The 18,163-nt window shown below is 67.8% G+C and carries 21 protein-coding genes; 11 read left to right on the plus strand and 10 right to left on the minus strand.

Features of this window, described 5'->3' with window-relative positions; genetic code table 11:
- Positions 1-18 precede the first annotated feature (18 nt).
- The 7 genes from guaB (at position 19) to B140_RS0105855 (ending at position 6,741) form a co-directional block, all read left to right on the plus strand.
- Positions 19-1,536: an IMP dehydrogenase gene (gene guaB / locus B140_RS0105825; protein WP_018118415.1), complete on the plus strand. Its 1,518-nt coding sequence runs from the start codon at positions 19-21 to the stop codon at positions 1,534-1,536.
- Between the two features lie 23 nt (positions 1,537-1,559).
- On the plus strand, positions 1,560-2,702 hold the full coding sequence (locus tag B140_RS0105830; RefSeq protein ID WP_018118416.1) for a GuaB3 family IMP dehydrogenase-related protein: 1,143 nt from the start codon (positions 1,560-1,562) through the stop codon (positions 2,700-2,702).
- A gap of 22 nt (positions 2,703-2,724) precedes the next feature.
- On the plus strand, positions 2,725-3,588 hold the full coding sequence (locus B140_RS0105835; RefSeq protein WP_018118417.1) for a GAF domain-containing protein: 864 nt from the start codon (positions 2,725-2,727) through the stop codon (positions 3,586-3,588).
- A gap of 211 nt (positions 3,589-3,799) precedes the next feature.
- On the plus strand, positions 3,800-5,368 hold the full coding sequence (guaA, locus tag B140_RS0105840) for a glutamine-hydrolyzing GMP synthase (RefSeq protein ID WP_018118418.1): 1,569 nt from the start codon (positions 3,800-3,802) through the stop codon (positions 5,366-5,368).
- A 5-nt stretch (positions 5,369-5,373) separates the two neighbouring features.
- Positions 5,374-5,835, plus strand: a complete 462-nt coding sequence (locus B140_RS0105845) for a DIP1984 family protein (RefSeq protein ID WP_018118419.1) — start codon at positions 5,374-5,376, stop codon at positions 5,833-5,835.
- A 254-nt stretch (positions 5,836-6,089) separates the two neighbouring features.
- Entirely contained in the window at positions 6,090-6,527 is a 438-nt protein-coding gene (locus tag B140_RS0105850) for an imm68 putative immunity domain-containing protein (RefSeq protein WP_018118420.1), read from the plus strand.
- 10 nt (positions 6,528-6,537) lie between these two features.
- A complete protein-coding gene (locus tag B140_RS0105855; RefSeq protein WP_018118421.1) occupies positions 6,538-6,741 on the plus strand; it encodes a hypothetical protein in 204 nt (67 codons plus the stop codon).
- Here B140_RS0105855 and B140_RS13725 read toward each other — a convergent pair.
- The 3 genes from B140_RS13725 to B140_RS0105870 all read right to left on the minus strand — a co-directional run bounded on the left by B140_RS13725 (position 6,738) and on the right by B140_RS0105870 (position 8,128).
- Complete coding sequence (locus B140_RS13725; RefSeq protein WP_018118422.1) at positions 6,738-6,905, minus strand: hypothetical protein; 168 nt, start codon at positions 6,903-6,905, stop codon at positions 6,738-6,740. The genes B140_RS0105855 and B140_RS13725 overlap by 4 nt on opposite strands.
- Positions 6,906-7,041: 136 nt before the next feature.
- The gene (locus tag B140_RS0105865) at positions 7,042-7,467 is read right to left on the minus strand and encodes a hypothetical protein (protein ID WP_018118423.1); all 426 of its coding nucleotides are present in this window, start codon (positions 7,465-7,467) and stop codon (positions 7,042-7,044) included.
- A gap of 10 nt (positions 7,468-7,477) precedes the next feature.
- Positions 7,478-8,128 carry an AMIN-like domain-containing (lipo)protein gene (locus B140_RS0105870; RefSeq protein WP_018118424.1) on the minus strand — a complete coding sequence of 217 codons (651 nt, stop codon included), beginning with the start codon at positions 8,126-8,128 and terminating at the stop codon, positions 7,478-7,480.
- 50 nt (positions 8,129-8,178) lie between these two features.
- On the opposite strand from B140_RS0105870, the gene B140_RS0105875 reads away from it, so the two are divergent.
- Genes B140_RS0105875 through B140_RS0105890 form a run of 4 tightly spaced genes read left to right on the plus strand, consistent with a single transcriptional unit; the run spans position 8,179 to position 11,707 of the window.
- A complete protein-coding gene (locus B140_RS0105875) occupies positions 8,179-8,769 on the plus strand; it encodes an ABC transporter ATP-binding protein (protein WP_244874397.1) in 591 nt (196 codons plus the stop codon).
- A gap of 4 nt (positions 8,770-8,773) precedes the next feature.
- Positions 8,774-9,823, plus strand: coding sequence for a hypothetical protein (locus B140_RS0105880; RefSeq protein WP_018118426.1), 1,050 nt, complete (start codon positions 8,774-8,776; stop codon positions 9,821-9,823).
- 34 nt (positions 9,824-9,857) lie between these two features.
- Positions 9,858-10,799 (plus strand): iron-siderophore ABC transporter substrate-binding protein, encoded by a 942-nt coding sequence (locus tag B140_RS0105885; protein WP_026166047.1) that lies wholly within the window; start codon positions 9,858-9,860, stop codon positions 10,797-10,799.
- An 11-nt stretch (positions 10,800-10,810) separates the two neighbouring features.
- Positions 10,811-11,707, plus strand: coding sequence for a ferredoxin family protein (locus B140_RS0105890; protein ID WP_018118428.1), 897 nt, complete (start codon positions 10,811-10,813; stop codon positions 11,705-11,707).
- Here B140_RS0105890 and B140_RS0105895 read toward each other — a convergent pair.
- From B140_RS0105895 to B140_RS0105925, 7 genes are all read right to left on the minus strand, one after another.
- Positions 11,681-12,325 (minus strand): ABC transporter ATP-binding protein, encoded by a 645-nt coding sequence (locus tag B140_RS0105895; RefSeq protein WP_018118429.1) that lies wholly within the window; start codon positions 12,323-12,325, stop codon positions 11,681-11,683. The two genes, B140_RS0105890 and B140_RS0105895, sit on opposite strands and share 27 nt — an antisense overlap.
- Positions 12,326-12,337: 12 nt before the next feature.
- Positions 12,338-13,321 carry a hypothetical protein gene (locus tag B140_RS0105900; RefSeq protein ID WP_018118430.1) on the minus strand — a complete coding sequence of 328 codons (984 nt, stop codon included), beginning with the start codon at positions 13,319-13,321 and terminating at the stop codon, positions 12,338-12,340.
- Positions 13,322-14,387: 1,066 nt separating this feature from the next.
- A complete protein-coding gene (locus B140_RS0105905; RefSeq protein WP_018118431.1) occupies positions 14,388-14,690 on the minus strand; it encodes a lactococcin 972 family bacteriocin in 303 nt (100 codons plus the stop codon).
- Positions 14,691-14,917: 227 nt separating this feature from the next.
- Positions 14,918-15,595 carry a methionine ABC transporter permease gene (locus B140_RS0105910; RefSeq protein WP_018118432.1) on the minus strand — a complete coding sequence of 226 codons (678 nt, stop codon included), beginning with the start codon at positions 15,593-15,595 and terminating at the stop codon, positions 14,918-14,920.
- Positions 15,592-16,650 carry a methionine ABC transporter ATP-binding protein gene (locus B140_RS0105915; RefSeq protein WP_018118433.1) on the minus strand — a complete coding sequence of 353 codons (1,059 nt, stop codon included), beginning with the start codon at positions 16,648-16,650 and terminating at the stop codon, positions 15,592-15,594. The genes B140_RS0105910 and B140_RS0105915 overlap by 4 nt, the downstream gene beginning before the upstream one ends.
- 30 nt (positions 16,651-16,680) lie before the next feature.
- A complete protein-coding gene (locus tag B140_RS0105920) occupies positions 16,681-17,541 on the minus strand; it encodes a MetQ/NlpA family ABC transporter substrate-binding protein (protein WP_018118434.1) in 861 nt (286 codons plus the stop codon).
- Positions 17,542-17,687: 146 nt separating this feature from the next.
- Entirely contained in the window at positions 17,688-18,161 is a 474-nt protein-coding gene (locus B140_RS0105925; protein ID WP_018118435.1) for a tRNA (cytidine(34)-2'-O)-methyltransferase, read from the minus strand.
- Positions 18,162-18,163 lie beyond the last annotated feature (2 nt).

The following is an 18,163-nucleotide window of genomic DNA, read 5'->3' on the forward strand; positions in this document are numbered from 1 at the left end:
CAGTGAGGAGAATTTTACATGGTGCAGCAGGTATCTACCGGCGGAGACGATCCCAACAAGGTACTGCTGCGAGGCTTGACCTTTGACGACGTGCTCTTGCTTCCCGCCGAGTCAAACGTGGTGCCCAGCGACGTGGACACCTCCTCGCAGTTCACGCGCAACATCCGCCTCGGCCTCCCGATCGCCTCGGCCGCGATGGACACCGTCACCGAGGCGCGCATGGCCATCGCCATGGCCCGCCAGGGCGGCATCGGCGTGCTGCACCGCAACCTCTCCGCCACCGAGCAGTCCGAGCAGGTGGAGATCGTCAAGCGCTCCGAGTCCGGCATGGTCACGGACCCGGTGACCTGCTCCCCGGAGATGACCATCGCCGAGGTGGACGCCCTGTGCGCGCGCTTCCGCATCTCCGGCCTGCCGGTGGTGGACGAGAACGGCGTGCTCGTGGGCATCTGCACCAACCGCGACATGCGCTTTGAGCCGGACCTCAACCGCCGCGTGAGCGAGGTGATGACCCCCATGCCGCTGGTGAGCGCGCGCGAGGGCGTGACCAAGGAGGAGGCGCTGGAGCTGCTCAGCGCCAACAAGGTGGAAAAGCTGCCCATCGTGGACGAGGCAGGCAAGCTGGTGGGGCTGATCACCGTGAAGGACTTTGTGAAGTCCGAGCAGTACCCCAACGCCTCCAAGGACTCCTCCGGGCGGCTGCTGGTGGCCGCGGGCATCGGCACCGGCGAGGACTCCTACGAGCGCGCCGGGCTGCTGGTGGAGGCCGGGGTGGACGTGCTCATCGTGGACTCCGCCCACGCCCACAACAACCGCGTGCTGGAGATGGTCTCCCGCGTGCAGAAGGACTTTGGCGACCGCGTGGACGTGGTGGGCGGCAACCTTGCCACCCGCGAGGCCGCCCAGGCGATGGTGGACGCGGGCGCGGACGGCATCAAGGTGGGCATCGGCCCCGGCTCCATCTGCACCACCCGCGTGGTGGCGGGCGTCGGCGCGCCGCAGATCACCGCGATCCTCGAGGCCTCCGCTGCCGCCGCCCCGGCGGGCGTGCCGATCATCGCGGACGGCGGCATGCAGTTCTCCGGCGACGTGGCCAAGGCGCTGGCCGCCGGGGCGAGCACCGTGATGCTGGGCTCCATGCTGGCGGGCACCACCGAGGCCCCCGGGGACATCGTCGTGGTGGGCGGCAAGCAGTACAAGCGCTACCGAGGCATGGGCTCGATGGGCGCCATGCAGGGGCGCGGCCTGACCGGGGAGAAGCGCTCCTACTCCAAGGACCGCTACTTCCAGGCGGACGTGAAGAGCGAGGACAAGCTGGTGCCGGAGGGCATCGAGGGGCGCGTGCCCTTCCGTGGCTCCATCGACACGATCACGCACCAGATCGTGGGTGGCCTGCGCGCCGCCATGGGCTACACCGGCTCCGCCACCATTCCCGAGCTGCAGAAGGCGCGCTTCGTGCAGATCACCACGGCGGGCCTGCGCGAGAGCCACCCGCACGACATCACGCAGACCGTGGAAGCCCCCAACTACCACTAACCCCAAGGAGATGTGAGCATCCCATGCGCGATTACGTAGAAATCGGGATCGGACGCGAGGCGCGCCGCACCTACCGCCTCGACGACGTCTCCCTCGTCCCCTCGCGGCGCACCCGCTCCTCCAAGGACGTGGACACCACCTGGAACATCGACGCCTACAGCTTCGACATCCCCGTGATGTCCCACCCCACCGACGCCCTGGCCACCCCGGACTTTGTGCTGGAGATGAGCCGACAGGGCGGCATGGGCGTGATCAACGCCGAGGGCCTGTGGGGGCGCCACGCGGACCTCGAGGCCGCCGTGCAGCGCGTGATCGACGCCGCCGATAACGACGCCGGGCTGGTCTCCGCCGAGGCCACCCGCGTGCTCCAGGAGCTCCACGCCGCCCCCGTGGACCACGACCTGCTGGCCGAGCGCATCCGCGCCGTGCGCGCCGAGGGGGCCACCGTGGCGGTGCGGGTATCCCCGCAGCACGCCCGCGAGTTCGCCCCCAAGGTCATCGCCGCCGGGGCCGAGCTGCTCATCATCCAGGGCACCATGATCTCCGCCGAACACGTGGCCGAGGGGGGCGAGCCGCTCAATCTCAAGGACTTCATCGGCTCCCTCGACGTCCCCGTGATCGCCGGGGGCGTGACGGATTACACCACCGCCATGCACCTCATGCGCACCGGCGCCGCCGGGATCATCGTCGGTGGCGGCGTGAACACCAACGGCATGGCCCTGGGGATCGAGACCGCCATGGCCACCGCGATCGCGGATGTGGCCGCCGCGCGCCGGGACTACCTGGACGAGACGGGCGGGCGCTACGTGCACATCCTGGCCGACGGGGAGATCGAGACCTCGGGCGACGTGGTCAAGGCGATCGCCTGCGGCGCCGACGCCGTGGTGCTCGGCACCCTTCTGGCCCCCGCCGCCGAGGCCGCGGGCAAGGGTTACTTCTGGCCCTCCGTGGCGGCGCACCCCCGCTTCCCGCGCGGGTTTATCACCGAGGCATACGAGTTCGCCTCCAGCGAGGAGCGCCCCAGCCTGGGCGAGATCCTGCACGGGCCCTCCCGCGACGCGCTGGGCCTGCACAACATCGTGGGCGGGCTGCGCCGCGCGATGGCCAAGTGCGGGTACACGGACCTGAAGTCCTTCCAGAAGGTGCGGTTGTCCGTCGCGGGGTAGGGCGAGCGAAGCGGGGGGAATCATGGGGGACGATCGGGGAAGGGCGGCTCTTTCCGAGCCGCTCCTGCTGCGGGTGATCGTGGGCATTAGGGCCGCGTGGCTCGAGCTAGGGGGCGTGGCGGGCACCCTGCTGGTGGCCGCCGCCTCCTTTGCGCAGGGGGCCTGGCGGGTGGGGTGCTTCGCGCTGGGAGCCGTGCTGACCGCCGTGGCGGTGGCGGTGCGGGCCTACCAGGACGCCCAGGGGAGGCGGGAGCGGGAGCTGTGGGAGGAAGCGCAGGGGGATCGAACAAAGAATCTCGTGAGCAACCTCAACATGGCGGCGTTTCGGGTGCGCGCGGCGATGAGCCGTGGGGAGAAGCGAAAGCGCGAGGCCCAACTACAGGGAGCGCGGATGTTGATCCTTGAGCTGGCGAGGAACCTCATGGGTGCACACGATGGGACGCGTGCTCATTATTTTCAGGTGGAGAGCGTCGAGAGGCTTTGCTTGGTTGCCCCGGAGTGGGGAGTAGCGGGGAGCGCGGTGGGAAGCTCGAAGCGAGTCATCACCGCTGAGGACGAGAGCCTGAAGAAGGCTCTGAGAGGCGAGGGGCGCTTGATCGGCGATACTCGGGAGTTGCCGGACGGAGAGGGATGCCTTTTGCCGTATGGCTCGTTCGCCGTAGCGCCGGTTTTTGCGGGACACCGCCTGTACGGAATCCTCACCGTGGATTCGCCGGGGCCGGGTGACCTCGGTGAACTGGATAAGGAGGCGCTAGTGAACTTGGCCTCTACCCTGGCCATGACCTTCCTAGACCAGCGCGACATTCCCTATATAGACATGACATCGTTGGAAGCGCTCACTAGAATCGAACCCAATGGAGGAGCACTCGGAGGTGATCCGCAATGATCCGTGAAGCCGCCATCAATAGGACCTTTGACGCTACGTATTCGGAGCGCCTGCGTTTGTTTGAGTCGGACCCGGAGCAGTATTTTCGTAAGTATCCCGTGAAGCCTCAGTGTGGCTTTCAGAAGCATGGTGGGCAGCGCAGAAGGCCGAAGGCGTAGGACGCGGGCGGAGACTGGGCCAACGCCACACCCCTCGGGTAGGCTTGTGGGTTGTGACTGAAGCGCAGCAGACCCATCTTCCCAGCCCCGTCCTCGTCGTCGATTTTGGTGCCCAGTACGCGCAGCTCATCGCCCGCCGCGTGCGCGAGGCCCGCATGTACTCCGAGGTCGTGCCGCACACCATCACCGCGCAGGAGGTGCGGGAGAAGAACCCCGCCGCCCTGGTGCTCTCCGGGGGGCCGTCGTCCGTGTACGCGGAGGGGGCGCCCTCGTTCGATCCCGAGATTTTTGACCTGGGTCTGCCGGTGTTCGGCATCTGCTACGGCTTCCAGTTGATGACGAACGCCCTGGGCGGCGAGGTCGCCGCCACGGGGCAGCGCGAGTACGGCCGCACGGATATGGAGGTCTCCGGCGGCAGCCTGCACCGGGGCTTTGAGGACACGCACAAGGTGTGGATGAGCCACGGGGATTCGGTCTCCCGCGCGCCCGAGGGATTCACGGTGACAGCCACCACGGCGGGCGCCCCGGTGGCGGCCTTCGAGTGCGCGGAGAAGCACATGGCGGGCGTGCAGTACCACCCGGAGGTGCTGCATTCCCCGCACGGGCAGGAGGTGCTCACGCGCTTTCTCACGGAGATCGCGGGCCTGCCGCAGAACTGGACCCCGGAGAACATCGCGGAGCAGCTGATCGCGGGCGTGCGCGAGCAGGTGGGTGCCGAGGGGCGGGCTATCTGTGGCCTGTCCGGCGGCGTGGACTCCGCCGTGGCGGCAGCCCTCGTGCAGCGCGCCATCGGGGACCGCCTTACCTGCATCTTCGTGGACCACGGGCTGCTGCGCCAGGGCGAGCGGGAGCAGGTGGAGAAGGACTTTGTGGCCTCCACCGGGGCGCGCCTGGTCACGGTGGACGAGCGCGCCGCCTTCCTGGACAAGCTGGCCGGGGTGAGCGAGCCGGAGGCCAAGCGCAAGGCCATCGGCGCGGAGTTCATCCGTTCCTTCGAGCGCGCCGTGGCCGGGGTGCTGGAGGGCCAGCAGGTGGACTTCCTGGTGCAGGGCACCCTGTACCCGGACGTGGTGGAGTCCGGCGGCGGCGCAGGCACCGCGAACATCAAGAGCCACCACAACGTGGGCGGCCTCCCGGACGATGTGGAGTTCACCCTGGTGGAGCCCCTGCGCCTGCTGTTCAAGGACGAGGTGCGCGCGGTGGGCCGCGAGCTGGGCCTGCCGGAGGAGATCGTCAGCCGCCAGCCCTTCCCCGGCCCGGGCCTGGGCATTCGCATCATCGGTGAGGTGACGCAGGAGCGCCTGGACATCCTGCGCGCCGCGGACGCCATCGCGCGCGAGGAGCTGACCGCCGCGGGCCTGGACGAGCAGATCTGGCAGTGCCCGGTGGTGCTGCTTGCCGACGTCCGCTCGGTGGGCGTGCAGGGCGACGGCCGCACCTACGGACACCCCATCGTGCTGCGCCCGGTGTCCTCGGAGGACGCCATGACCGCCGACTGGGTGCGCATCCCCTACGAGGTGCTGGAGAAGATCTCCACGCGCATTACCAACGAGGTGGCGGAGATCAACCGCGTGGTGCTGGACGTGACCTCCAAGCCCCCGGCAACGATCGAGTGGGAGTAGGAACGATGAAACTGGCAGAGGCCCTGGCCGAGCGCGCGGAGGCGCAGCGCCGGTGCGCGCAGCTTAAGGAGAGGCTCTCCCTGGTAGCACGGGTGCAGGAGGACGAACGGCCCGACGAGGATCCCGCAGAGCTGCTGGCGGAGGCCGAGGGCCTGCTGGACCGTATCACCTGGCTGATCCGCAAGATCAACGCCACCAACACGGCCACCGCCTTCGACGAGCGGAACACGCTCACCGACGCCATCGCCCAGCGCGACGCCGCCTTGGCCCGCCGCGCCCTGTACTCGGACCTGGCGCGGGCGGCCAGCACCCGCCAGGACCGCTACACGCGCAGCGAGATCCGGTACGTGGCCAGCGTCTCCGTGGTGGATCTGCAGCGCAAGGCGGACGCGGCGGCCAAGGAGTACCGCCGGTGGGACACCGCCATCCAGCAGTTGAATTGGAACACGGAGTTGATCGAGGAGTAGCGCCGGAGCGTAGGTAGCTCACCATCGGCGGCGTCAGCGAGCATCGAGGCTGCCGATCGCGTCAGCCCAATTACGCGATCTCCTGAAAGGCACCCGAGGGGCAAGGGCGACGGTTCGAATCCGTTACTCACGGTTCACGCCCATCACCTTGCACAAGGGCACCGAGGATAGGGAATCGAGTATTACCGGATGCTGGGGTGTGGCCGAGGTGAGCGAGGGTGGGTCAGGGGACCTTCCGGCGTAGGGTAGGGCGCATGAGCATATCGTTACAGGCCACCGAGGAGATGGCGGCCCTCGTCCGCGTGCTGGAATCGCGGGCCGCCGGTGCCGGCGGGGACGCGGCGCCCGAGGTTGGGCTGGGGGAGATCTTCGCGGAGCTGGGGCTCGAGGGCCTCGGCGGGAACTACACCGACGCCGCCCTGGAGCGTGGGGACGCCTTCCTGCTGGCGGCGGCGCTCGGCGCGGTGGTGGCCCGGGACAAGACGGAGCGCGGGGTGGTGGACCTGGCAGCCTGGGGCGGGCGGGGTACCCTGGAGTTACTTAGCGACGTCCACCGCGTCACGCAGCTCGCCACCGCCATGAAGTATTTTGCGCTCAACCCGGAGGACCACCGCGCGGCGCGGGACTGGGACGAGGACACCCTGGTCCGCCTCGTGGACGAGGCCGAGTCCCTGCGCGGGCGGCTCGACTAGGGTGCGGCGGATGAAGCGCTTTGATGTGGAGCCGGGGCGGATGGTGGCATTCTCCCTGATCTTTAGCGCCATAGTGATCTGGCAGTTCCACCTGGGGTGGGCGTGGTGGCTGCCGGTGCTCGCGGGGAACGCGGCGGTGTTCTACGCGGGCAACGTGGTGTACGTGGGGGCGAACAGAAGGATTCGGAGGCCACGCGGGGAGAATGATTCCTAGAGATCGGCGGTGCGACGCACAAACTCTGCGAACCCCGGGGCGGTGAACTCAAAGAACCCGTGCTGCGGCGCGTCAACGAGTCCTTTGTCCATGAGCGAGCGGCGGGCCATGCTGAGGTCCGTGGTCCGAATGCCCAGTTCTTGAGCAATATGCCCGCGGCGCACGGGGCCGTCGCCCTGCCAAGAAAGGTCACCGATGACCTCTCGGGCTACCGCACCGGGGTGTAGGGGCTTGGCTGCATGCCTTCACTTTATACTTCTTTATAGATCGCTGATCTATAAAGAAGTATAAAGTCGCCCGTCACGCCTGGTCAGGAAGGTACGCGAGCGCACGGGTGCCGTCGATGTGCGGAAAGGTCAGGTACAGCCACCCGGCGGCGGCGAGAAGCAGGAGGGCGCTGGCCCACGTCGGGGCGGGCGCCAGCAGCGGGGCGAGCATGAGTGCCAGCCAGAGGAAGAACAGCGGCAGGAACTGCCAGACCTGGGGTGAGAAGCCCGCGCCGCGATCCCGACGATACTCGCGCACCCGGCGGCGGTAGGGGTGGACGAGGGGAAAGAGCAGCCCGAGGAGCACGCACGCGGTGGCGAGGGCTACCTGTACCCCGCGGGAAAGATCGGTGCTGAGCACGGTCACGGCGGCCCCGCCCAGCAGGGAGCTGCTCAGGCGCACCGCCGCCGGAGTGGGGATGGGGGTGCGGTGCGCGTGCAGGGTGCGGTAGGCGTTCATGCCCTCCAGGTTAGGGAACGAAGTCGATCACCAGGCGGGTGGGCTCCTCCAGGACCTCCACGGAGTAGTGCACGCGCTTGTTGAGCCCCACGATGAACTGGGAGCGGCCCTCGAAGGTGCCCACGCTGATGACGTCCGCCACGGTGCCGCCGTCGGTGGGGGTGATGCGGTTGAGGCTGGGGGTGTCTAGCCCGAGGTCGAAGGGGTACACGGTGCCGTCGATGTTCACGGTCAGCGCGGTGGTGCCGTGGTACTCGATGGGGTTGCCCGAGCCCTGCTGGGTGGGGTGGTCGGAGTAGTCCACGTACCAGCCGGGCTTGCCCTCCCCCTGCATCTCAAAGACCACGCGGTCGAATCCCTCGTGGGAGCCGGTACGCATGGTGGTCACCACCAGTTCGGAGGGCTCGCTGGGGCGCATCGTCTTCTTGGCCATGTCGGCGTCGCCTAAGGGGGTAAGGCCCGCCCCGGTGACGCTCTTCTCGCCGGTGGTGGCGTCGGCGCCGACGTTCCCGTCGCGCGAGGCGGGCACGGAGCCCTGAGAAGGGGCGGGCTGCGTGGTATCGTGCTGCGTGCCGCAGGAGGCGAGCAGCAGGCTGCCCGCTGTGAGGACCGCTGCCAGGGCACGGCCGCGGCGCAGGGGGGCGTCGATAAGCGCTGACATACTGCCACCGTATCTCGTGCGGCGAAGCTGTGTGAAATGTATATGGCAAAATGAGACAAATTTGTGAGGAATCCGTGATTCTCAGCGTGAATTGCGCCTACGGGCACGACGCCGAGCTGGGCAGCGTGAGCCGGGAGTTCCACCCGGGCGAGCTGTGCGCGCTCACCGGCCCCAACGGCTGCGGGAAATCGACCCTGCTGAGCACCATCGCCGGGGAGCTGTCCCCGCTGCGCGGCGAGGTGCTGCTGGGGGAGACGCCCACGAGCAGCGGCACCACGGGGGTGGCGCTCATCGCGGAGCCTGTGTTCCTCCCGGATCTCACGGTGGGGGAGCACCTGAGCCTCGCGGGGATCGACAGGGACGCGGCGGTGGAGGAGTGGGCGCTGCACAACCTGGTGGCGGCGCCGCTGTGGGCGCTGTCCTCCGGGCAGCGCCAGCGGGCCTACCTCGGGGCCCAGCTCGGCGTGCGGGCCCCGGTGCTGCTGATCGACGAGCCCGAGCGGCACCTCGACGAGGACTGGACGGATTTTCTCATCGCGCGCCTGCAGGACATCGCGCGGGAGGGGGTCTGCGTGCTGGTGGCCACGCACTCCCCGCGCGTGGTGGCGGGCTGCGGCGACGTGCTGCGGCTGGGGGAGTAGGGCCGTGTTCGCGCTGATCGACAAGGCGAGCGACTATATCTATCCGCTCTTTATGGCCGCGGTGGCGGCGTGCCTGGGCACGGGCGCCCTGGTGCAGGCCAGCCTCCCGGCGGACCCGCACGCCGTGGCGGCCCCCGTGCGCTGGGCGAGCGCGGCCGCGCTCTGCGCGGTGCTGCTGGTGCTCGCGGAGCGCCTCGTCCCGCTGCGCGGGCTTTCCCGGGGGAGGTGGGTGTGGCGCTACCGGCGGCGGCGCAGGCTCCCCGGGGTGGATCGGGCGATGCTCGTGCAGGTGGCCCTGAGCGCCGTGGCGGGCGCCTTTCTTGGCGCGGCGGCGGGGCATGGCCTCACGCCCGCCGCCTACGCCGCCGCGGCCACGGCGGCGGCCCGGATCGCGGTGGGAGTGGCCTGCGGGCGGGGTCGCGAGGTGCCCGGGCTGCTGGCGGCGGGGCGCACCCGCGCGCTGATGGAGGGCATAGCGGGGCTGCAGGACACGGAGCTGGTGTCCGACCTGCTGGTCATGAACTGGCTGCGCGGCTCCGCGCGGCGGTCGGGCGTGGCGCCCCGCCGCCGGGGGAGCGTGTGGGCCGCGCGGGGCACGGGCCCGTGGGCGCTGGGTCTGCGGCGCCTGCGGCGTCGCGGCTACCTGCCGTGGGCGGCCGCTGCGGTGCTGATCTGGCAGCTCGGCCTGGCGCCGGCCTACGGCGGCAGGGGAGTGCTCGTGACCGCCGTGGCCTGGGGCTTCGTGTGCGCGGCGGCGTACCGGGCCGCGGACTTCGGGCGCCTGGGGGTGGCCTCGCCCGCGCGCTGGGGCTACCTCGTGGCTTGCGCGGTGGCCGGGGCCGTGGTGCTCGCCGCGCAGGGGCGCGGCGCGGCGGAGGTGGCCGCCGTGGCGCTGGTGTGGGTGTTCGTGGGGCGCAGGCGCGGCAGGCCGAACAGGGTGCGGAGCACCTCCTTCTTCGACTCCGGCATGGGCGTGAGCTTCTCGCCCGAGGTGGTGCGGTACTACGCGCGGGGGCTGCTACCCATCCTGCCCCTGGGGCTCCTCCTATATTAGGTATGCCTTGCCATATTGATATATGGTATAGTTTATGACTTATACGTATCGCTCCCCCCTCACTCGCCGGGGATTCCTCGGCGCGAGTCTCCTCAGTGCTGCGGGCGTTGCGGGCGCAGCGCTCGCGGCCTGCTCGTCCAGCGATCCGGAACCCGCAGACCTCGCCCGCCGCGTGGCGCCGAGCCGAGTGGTGGCGCTCAATACCGGGCAGCTCGAGACCCTGCTGGTTCTGGGGATCGTGCCCGTGGGCATCGCCACCGCCTCCTCCGACGCCACCGCGGCTCCGGGAGTTCCGGACTTTGTGCAGGAGGAGTTCGGGCAGAGCCACAACCTCGACGGCATCGAGATCGTGGGCGAGCGCTCTGATCCTTCGCTGGAAAAGATCGCCGCCCTCGAGCCGGACCTCATCCTGGCCAACCAGCGCGCCGACTCCGGGCTGCTGGATCGCCTGCGCGCGCTGGCCCCCGTGGTGCTCAGCAACGGGGGATCGGAAAAGTGGAAGGAGGACCTCGGGATCGTCGCGGAGGCCGTGGGCCAGCGCGAGGCCGCGCAGCGCATGCTCGCGCGCTACGAGGAGGACGCGCGGGTGTGGGCGCAGCAGCGCGGCGACGAGGCCACCGTGTCCCTGGTGCGCAGCAAGGGTCGGCAGTACGTGATCCACGGCGAGCACTCCCTGGCCGGGATCGTGGCGCGGGACGCCGGATTCACGCGCCCCGAATCGCAGACCTTTACCGATCAGCCCAACAAGGAGATCTCGCCGGAGAATTTCCACGAGCTGGAGGCCGACTACCTCTTTTACTCCTTCGGCGGACCCGCGGCGGACGTCCTGGACGACCCCCTGTGGACCGGTCTGGACGCGGTGACCCAGGGCCGCGCGCACGAGGTGGACGGCGACCCCTGGTTCCTCAACGCCTCCATTGTCTCCGCGCGCCGGGTCCTGGCGGACATGAAGAGGGCCGTGGCCGCCCGGCAGTAGGATACCGGGGCATGAGTACCACCCAGCACCCAGCCGCCCCGCCCTGCTCCGAGGCGGCAGCCGAGCCCCTGGAGGGAACCGCCAAGCGGGCCGAGGCGTACGTGCTCTTCGAGTGGCCCGGAGGATGGTCCCGCGACGTGCTCGACGGCGGCACCTTCGGCCCCGACCTGAGCGCGCGGCTCAAGAAGGCCCTCAAGGGCAGGGCCAGCCTCCAGCTCATCCGACGCCCCGGCCGCGCGGGCCGGGACGTGGGCGCGCGCCACCGCTGCTACCTGGTGTGGGCGCGCGCCGGGGCGATGGAGCTGCTGCTTCTCGACGGCCCCGAGGACCTCCTGCGCCTGGACCTCTCCGGCCCCGGCCGCAACGGGGGCCAGCGCGTGGACACCCCGCTGCTGCTGGTATGCACCCACGGGCGCAGGGACGTATGCTGCGCGGTCAAGGGGCGCCCCCTCGCCGCCGAGCTCGCCCGAGACTTCCCCGAGCAGGCATGGGAGACCTCGCACACCAAGGGCCACCGCTTCGCCCCCGCCGTGCTGCTCATGCCCTGGGGCTACTCCTTCGGCCGCCTCAACGCCCCGGCCGCGCGGGAACTCCTGACCCGGGCGCTGCGCGGGGGCTTCTTCCTCCCCGCCAACCGGGGCAGCGGGCTCTACGGGCCGCGCGGCCAGGTGGCCGAGCTGCGGGTGGCCCGCGCGCTCCTGGACGCCGGGGAGGACCTCGCCTACGGCGACCTCAGCGCGGACGACGCCCCGGAGGGTCCCGTCGCCGTGCGGCACCGTGACGGCCGCCGCTGGGAGGTTCCCCTGGTGCGCCGCGAGGTCGAGGGGGTGGTGGCCTCCTGCGGCGGCGCGCCCAAGACGGTCAAGGCGTGGGTGGCGGAGTCAGGCATCCACGAGGAACCGGCTTAGGTCAACGTGCTGGTCGGCGGCGTCGCGGACATCGGCGGCATGGGTGGCGATGACCACCGTGGCCCCCTGATCCGCGAGATCGCGGAGCTGCCGCACTACGTTGTGGCCGTTGGCGGGGTCCAGCGCGCCCGTGGGCTCGTCCGCGAGGATGATCTCCGGCTGGCGGGCCAGGATGCGGGCCAGCGCCACGCGCTGCTGCTCGCCGCCGGAGAGCTCGTGGACCATGCGCTTGCGGTATCCCTCCAGGCCCACGGTATCGAGCGCGGAGTCGATCCGAGCGCGCTGCTGCTTGTTGACGGTGGCCAGGCGCAGGTTGTACTCCACGGTTTTATCCGGGATCAGGGCGTAATCCTGGAAGAGGAAACCCAGGTTGTTCTTGCGGAACCTCCGGCGCTTGCCGCTGGATAACTCCTGGATGTTCCTCCCTGCCGCCGTGATGGTGCCGGAATCGGCGGTATCGAGGGTGCCGATGCAGTTGAGCAGCGTGGACTTTCCGCTGCCGGAGGGCCCGGTGAGGGCGGTGATGCTGCCGCGCGGGCAGGAAAACTCCACATCGCGCCACAGGGTGCGGCGCCCGAAGGCCTTGGTGAGGCGGGAGACGGTGATCGTGGGGGACAAGGGTGGTTCTCCTTAGCGTGCGGGGGTGCGGGAGTAGATGCGGCCGAGGTGGGCGGACATGGCGAGGCAGGTAAGCGCCCAGATCGCGGATATGCCTATCGTGGCGGCGACGAGTTCCGGGGTGACGGCCATGGAACGCAGAACGTCGCGGGGCATAGCCGTGAGCGCGGCCTCCTCGTAGGCGCGGTGGCGGTGTAGCAGCCACGCGGCGGGAACGAGGAGGAAGGCCGCCTCGATCGCCAGCAGGCCGAGCCGTGCCTTCCAGGGGGAGCCGCCCATGAGGTCCGTGACGGTGAGGCGCTGCCGGTGCCGGGTCTGGTACACGGCGGCGGAGCCCAGCACGTAGGCGGTGACCACGAGGACGAGGATACCCAGGTTGATGGATTGGAAGCGGAATTGGCTCTGCGCCTTGGCGTGGGCCTCCTCCCAGTGCGATAGCGCGGTGAAATGCCCGGCGATGTAGGGGCCCGCCGAGGGGTCAGACATGATTTTTTGCATCGCCTCGCCGTTGGCGGCGAATAGCTGCAACTGCGTGGCGGGAGCCACGAGATTGCGGTCCGCCAGCGTCTCTAGTCCGCGAGGCAGTACCACGATGGGGACCCCGCTCACCGTGGCCTCGGGGAGGGTAAAACCGAAGGAGGACGCGTAGGTGAACACCTCGGTATCGCCGGGAATGGGCTTCTCCGTGACGTGTGGTGCCGGAATTCCGGCGTATTCCGCCTCGTAAAGCACCTTCTCACGAGCGCTAGCGACGTGCTCGGCGGGGGCGCCCTCGGGGACCAGGATGAGTGCCTCGCCCGGCTGCGGGGTTTCGCTGGCGGGCAAGGAGAGCTCCTGCTCGGCAAACAGAGAATTAACGACGAGAGTGTTGGGGCTGCGCGAAAGATCCTCCGAGACCAGGCAGAGCAGAAGCTCGCCTCTCTCGTCGGCGGCGCGCAGCGCGGGGGCGACGTCGCCATTAGTATCCCCCGTGCGGGTGGAAATCTGGAACGCCACCGCCTCACTGTGAGAGTTCCAAATATGTTGCTGCGATTTTTGGTGTTGTATTTCTAGGATCATCGATACTGTTGCGCCTACTGTGATGAGGGCGGCTGTGAGGGCGCAGAAGCGGAGAACGTACGTTCCGAAAGAAACGGAATTTCCCGGAATCTTGCCATTTAATGCGGGAATGAGGTCGGTTAGATGGAGTGTGGCTACGCCGATGATGAGGCTGAGGAGAAGTGTGGTACCACCGGCAATGAGGAGACCGCCAGTGCAGCGCGCGTAGAGTCCTGTGGCGTTGAAGCCGTTATAGAGGTAGAGTGCCAGGGCGCTGAGTGTTCCGCAGATAATAAAGGAAAGAAGTGTGGAGGGAAGGAGTGCGCGTATATCGCTGCCGATGATCTTCCAGAATCCGTGTCCATGGATACGCCGAATCGCGTAATCGCGTGCACGTAATAGAACTCCACCCAAGGTTATGGTGGTGATGAGAAGTAGCATAGCTGCGATAGTAATTGTGGTGGGGTTGCTGAGAATATAATCCCAATTAACGTCATAATTTTTTACGGTAAAACCTAGTGACGTGATATATTGCTGGAGATCGTTTTTTTCATCGGCTGTTCCAGCGACATGGTATACGCCTCCGGCGTCGGTCAGTTCCGCCTCAGATAGGAGGCTTACGGACACGTTTACTGAAGGGTCAAAACCCGAGTAGCCGGTACGGAGCCACGTGCTCATGGTGGAGGAGTCTTCCCCAGGGGAAACGTAGAGATGATGGGTGGTTCCTTCGTTTGTGGCTTCAAAATGCTCAAGGCCTACGGTGATGTGGTTTTCCTTGGTATAGCGTGTGATATTTTCTTGGAGTTGGGTGGGGGAGGTCTCTCCAGAAGATTCTGTGATGAGAAATGACTGTCTGCCAGCGGAGGCGAGGTCACTGTCTAAGAGGTGGGTGAGGGGAAACGCGACAAGGAAACTTAAAATCAGTAGTAAAGAGCTGGATATTCGTAATAGGTGGTGCATGGGATATTCTCCTAGTGGAAAATGCCTCACCCATGGGGAGTGGATGAGGCAAAGAAAGAAGGAACTAGCAGAAGCGGTAGTAGGAGTGATCGGCCCTACCGAAGCGGTCGGGTGCCGATGCGTAAGACCACTGATCGGCTCCCACGCAGCCGCTATCGGCGTAGTGCTTTCCTTGTACGCTGGAGCCGTGACTGCGGGCTCCGTGGTAGTAATTGGACCAAACCTTGCCTCCTTCGACGCCGTAGTTCCAGGTGCCGCCATCAACGTTGACCTGGGTGGCCAGCGCGGCAGCCGCCCCGCCCGCGACCAGGGCGCCGGACAGCGCCGTGGCGGCCAGGCCGCGCGTGATCTTCTTGCGCAAGAACATGAGATGCCTCCTCGAAGCACTAGGGAATAGGATGCGAGTCTGTAGTGGCGATCGACTCTGATTTACATATCACACCGTAAAATTAACCTGTGAGTTTCATGTGAGAGAACCTAGAATGAACAAACAGGAAATTCTCCTCTAACATCCAAGAAGGCCTGCCCAAACACACATAAGGCCCCGCCCCCTCACGGAAAGGGGCGGGGCCAGCGGCGGGCCGGTAGGAGGCCCTAGCGCCGCATGATCTTCTTGGAGAGCCAGTTGCCGAGGAACTGCGCGGCCTGAACCAGGATCACGATGGCGATCACGGCCACGTACATGGCCTCCTTATCAAAGGCCCGGTAGCCGTACACGATGGCGAAGTCGCCCAGGCCGCCGCCGCCGATGTAGCCGACCATGGCTGACATGTCCACGATGGCGATGAAGATGAAGGTGTAGCCCAGCACCAGCGGTCCGAGCGCCTCGGGGACGATCACCGAGGTGATGATCTTCCAGGGGCTGGCGCCCATGGCGCGGGCGGCCTCGATCATGCCGGGGTCGATGGCCACGAGGTTTTGCTCCACGATGCGCGCCACGGTGAAGGTGGCGGCGATGATCATCACGAAGATGCCGGCGTCGCGGCCCACCGAGGTGCCCATGGCGGCCACCGTGACGGGCTGGAGCGCGGCGATGAGGATGATGAAGGGGATGGGGCGAACGAAGTTCACCAGCACGTTGAGCACCGTGTACACCACGGAGTTCTTGAGGATTCCGCCGGAGCGGGTGGTGTAGAGCAGGATGCCCACGAGGAGGCCGAGCAGCCCGGAGACGATCATGGTGATCGAGACCATGATGAGGGTGTCCGCGATGGCCTCGCGGAAGGTATCGCCGAGGCGATCCCAGTCTGCGGCAAGGACGGTAGTGGTCATCGGGTGATCTCCTGGATGGTGGTGGTCTGAGCCAAGGCGTCGCGGAAGGTGTTGATCGCGTCCTGGGGCCCGCTGAGTCGCACGGTCATCTTGCCAAAGCTGTGCTGTTGCAGGGTGGTCACGCCGCCGTGGACGATGGCGATGCGCACCCCGGCGCTGCGGGCGGCTGCCGCGGCGGCGAAGAAGCCGGACTCCTCGGTCAGCTCGATGGTGAACAGGCGGCCCTCGTGGGCGAGCAGGTCCTCCGTCTCCACGTTGTCCGGGGTGTTGCGCAGCGAGGTCGCCACGAAGCGCGCGGACACGGCCGTGCGGGGCTGCGAGAACACCTCGTACACGCTGCCGTACTCCACCACGCGGCCGCCCTCCATCACGGCCACCTTGTCCGCGATGGAGCGCACCACCTCCATCTCGTGCGTGATCACCACGATGGTGATGCCCAGCTCCTTGTTCACCCGGCGCAGCAGCTCCAGCACGTCGTGGGTGGTCTCCGGGTCGAGGGCGGAGGTGGCTTCGTCGGCAAGCAGCAGGGAGGGGTTGGTGGCCAGCGCGCGGGCGATGCCCACCCGCTGCTTCTGCCCGCCGGAGAGCTGCTCGGGGTAGTTGCCGCCCTTATCTGCCAGGCCCACGAAGCTCAGCAGCTCCTCCACGCGGCGCTTGCGCTCCTCCTTGGGCACGCCGGCGAGCTTGAGCGGGTACTCGATGTTGCCGGCGGCGGTGCGGGAGCTAAACAGGTTGAACTGCTGGAAGATCATCCCGATCTTGCTGCGCACGCCGCGTAGCTGCCGCTCGGACATGCCCACGACGTCGGTGCCGTCGAGAAGCAACTGCCCGGAGGTGGCCTGATCGAGCCCGTTGATGAGGCGAACCAGGGTGGACTTTCCGGCGCCGGAGTACCCGATCACGCCGAGGATCTCGCCTGGTTCCACGGTGAGGGTGACGCCGTCCACGGCGGTGGTGTCGGCCGCCTGGTTGCGGGACTTGGCGGGGAATACCTTGGTGGTCTCGCGGAACTCGATGCGGGTTCCGGCGGTGGGGGACTGAGCCTTGGGGGCCATGAGGGGAATACCTTTAATCCTGGGTCAGGGTTACTTCGCGTCGCGCTGGTTGGCCTCGATGTTCTCCAGGATGCCCTGGAGCTCCTCGGCGGGGCGGTTCACGGACACGGAGGTGCCCTTGGAATCCTCCGCCACGGCGGCCTGCACCTCGGGGGAGTGCCAGATCTCCACCAGCTTGGCGATGTCCTCGTTGTCCTTATCTTCTGCCTTGGTGACAAAGACGTTGATGTAGGGCTCCGCCAGCTTGTTATTGGGGTCGTCCTGGGTCACGGCGGTGTTGGGGTCGATGCCCGCGCGGTCCAGGAAGTTGTTGTTGATGATGGAGGGGCGGCCCTCGCCGTAGGTCACCGAGGTCTGGGCGGCGTCCACGGGGGTAACGGAGACCTTGGAGGCGGCCTCGTCGATGTCCGCCGGGGTGGGGTCGAGCAGGTCCTTGGACTTCAGGGTGAGCAGGTTGGCCTGCACCAGCACGTTGATGGCGCGGCCCTGGTTGACCACGTCGTTGGGAATGGCGATGGACTGGCCCTCGATGCCGTCCAGGGAGGAGTGATCCTTCCAGAACAGCGCCAGCGGCACGATCTCCGTGGAGCCCACCGGGGTGAGGTCCTTGTCTGCGCCCACGTTGTAGTTGGCCAGGAACTTCAGGTGCTGGAAGAGGTTGACGTCCAGCTCGCCCTGGGCCAGGGCGTCGTTCGGCGTGCTGTAGTCGCCAAACTCGGTGGTCTTGAGCTTGATCCCGGCCTCGGCGGCCTTGTCCTCAAAGACCTGCCAGGCGCCCCGGGCGGAGTCGGTGGTGCCGATGCGGATGGCGTCGGAGTTCGAGCAGGCTGCCAGGCCCGTGGTGGCAAGAGCGGCAACAACTCCGGTGGCGATGATGCGGCGAAGCTTCATGAGGCGAGGTCCTTTCCCCGTGTTCCTACGAATGTCTCACTGCACGATAGCAGCCACCGAACCGCTTAGTCTATTAAGGGGGATTCGCACGGTCTGGGCGCGCGGGGTGGGGCCTTCTCAGCGGCGCTGCCCCGCGCCGCCGGGGCCTACGCGGCCCCGGGGAACCCGCCCTGCCGCCACGCCTCGAACACCGCCACGGCGGCGGAGTTGGAGAGGTTCATCGAGCGCCGCGCGGGCAGCATGGGAATGCGCACGCGCTGCGTGATCCGGGGGTGGCGGAGATGCTCCTCCGGCAGGCCGGTGGGCTCGGTGCCGAACAGCAGGGCGTCGCCCGGCCGGTACTCCACGGAGGTGTGCCAGGTGGGCGAGGCGGCGGTGAAGGCGAACACGCGGGCGCCCGGCAGCGTGGCGAGGCAGGCGTCCAGGTCGGGGTGGATGCTCACCTCCGCGAGGTCGTGGTAGTCCAGGCCCGCGCGCTTGAGGTGCTTGTCGTCGAAGTTGAAGCCCAGCGGCTCCACCAGGTGCAGGTGCGCCCCGGTGTTGGCGCACAGGCGGATGGCGTTGCCGGTGTTGCCGGGGATCACCGGGTTATCAAAGATCACGTGAAAGGGCGCGGACATGG

This window comes from Corynebacterium mastitidis DSM 44356 (assembly GCF_000375365.1).
GTDB lineage: Bacteria > Actinomycetota > Actinomycetes > Mycobacteriales > Mycobacteriaceae > Corynebacterium > Corynebacterium mastitidis.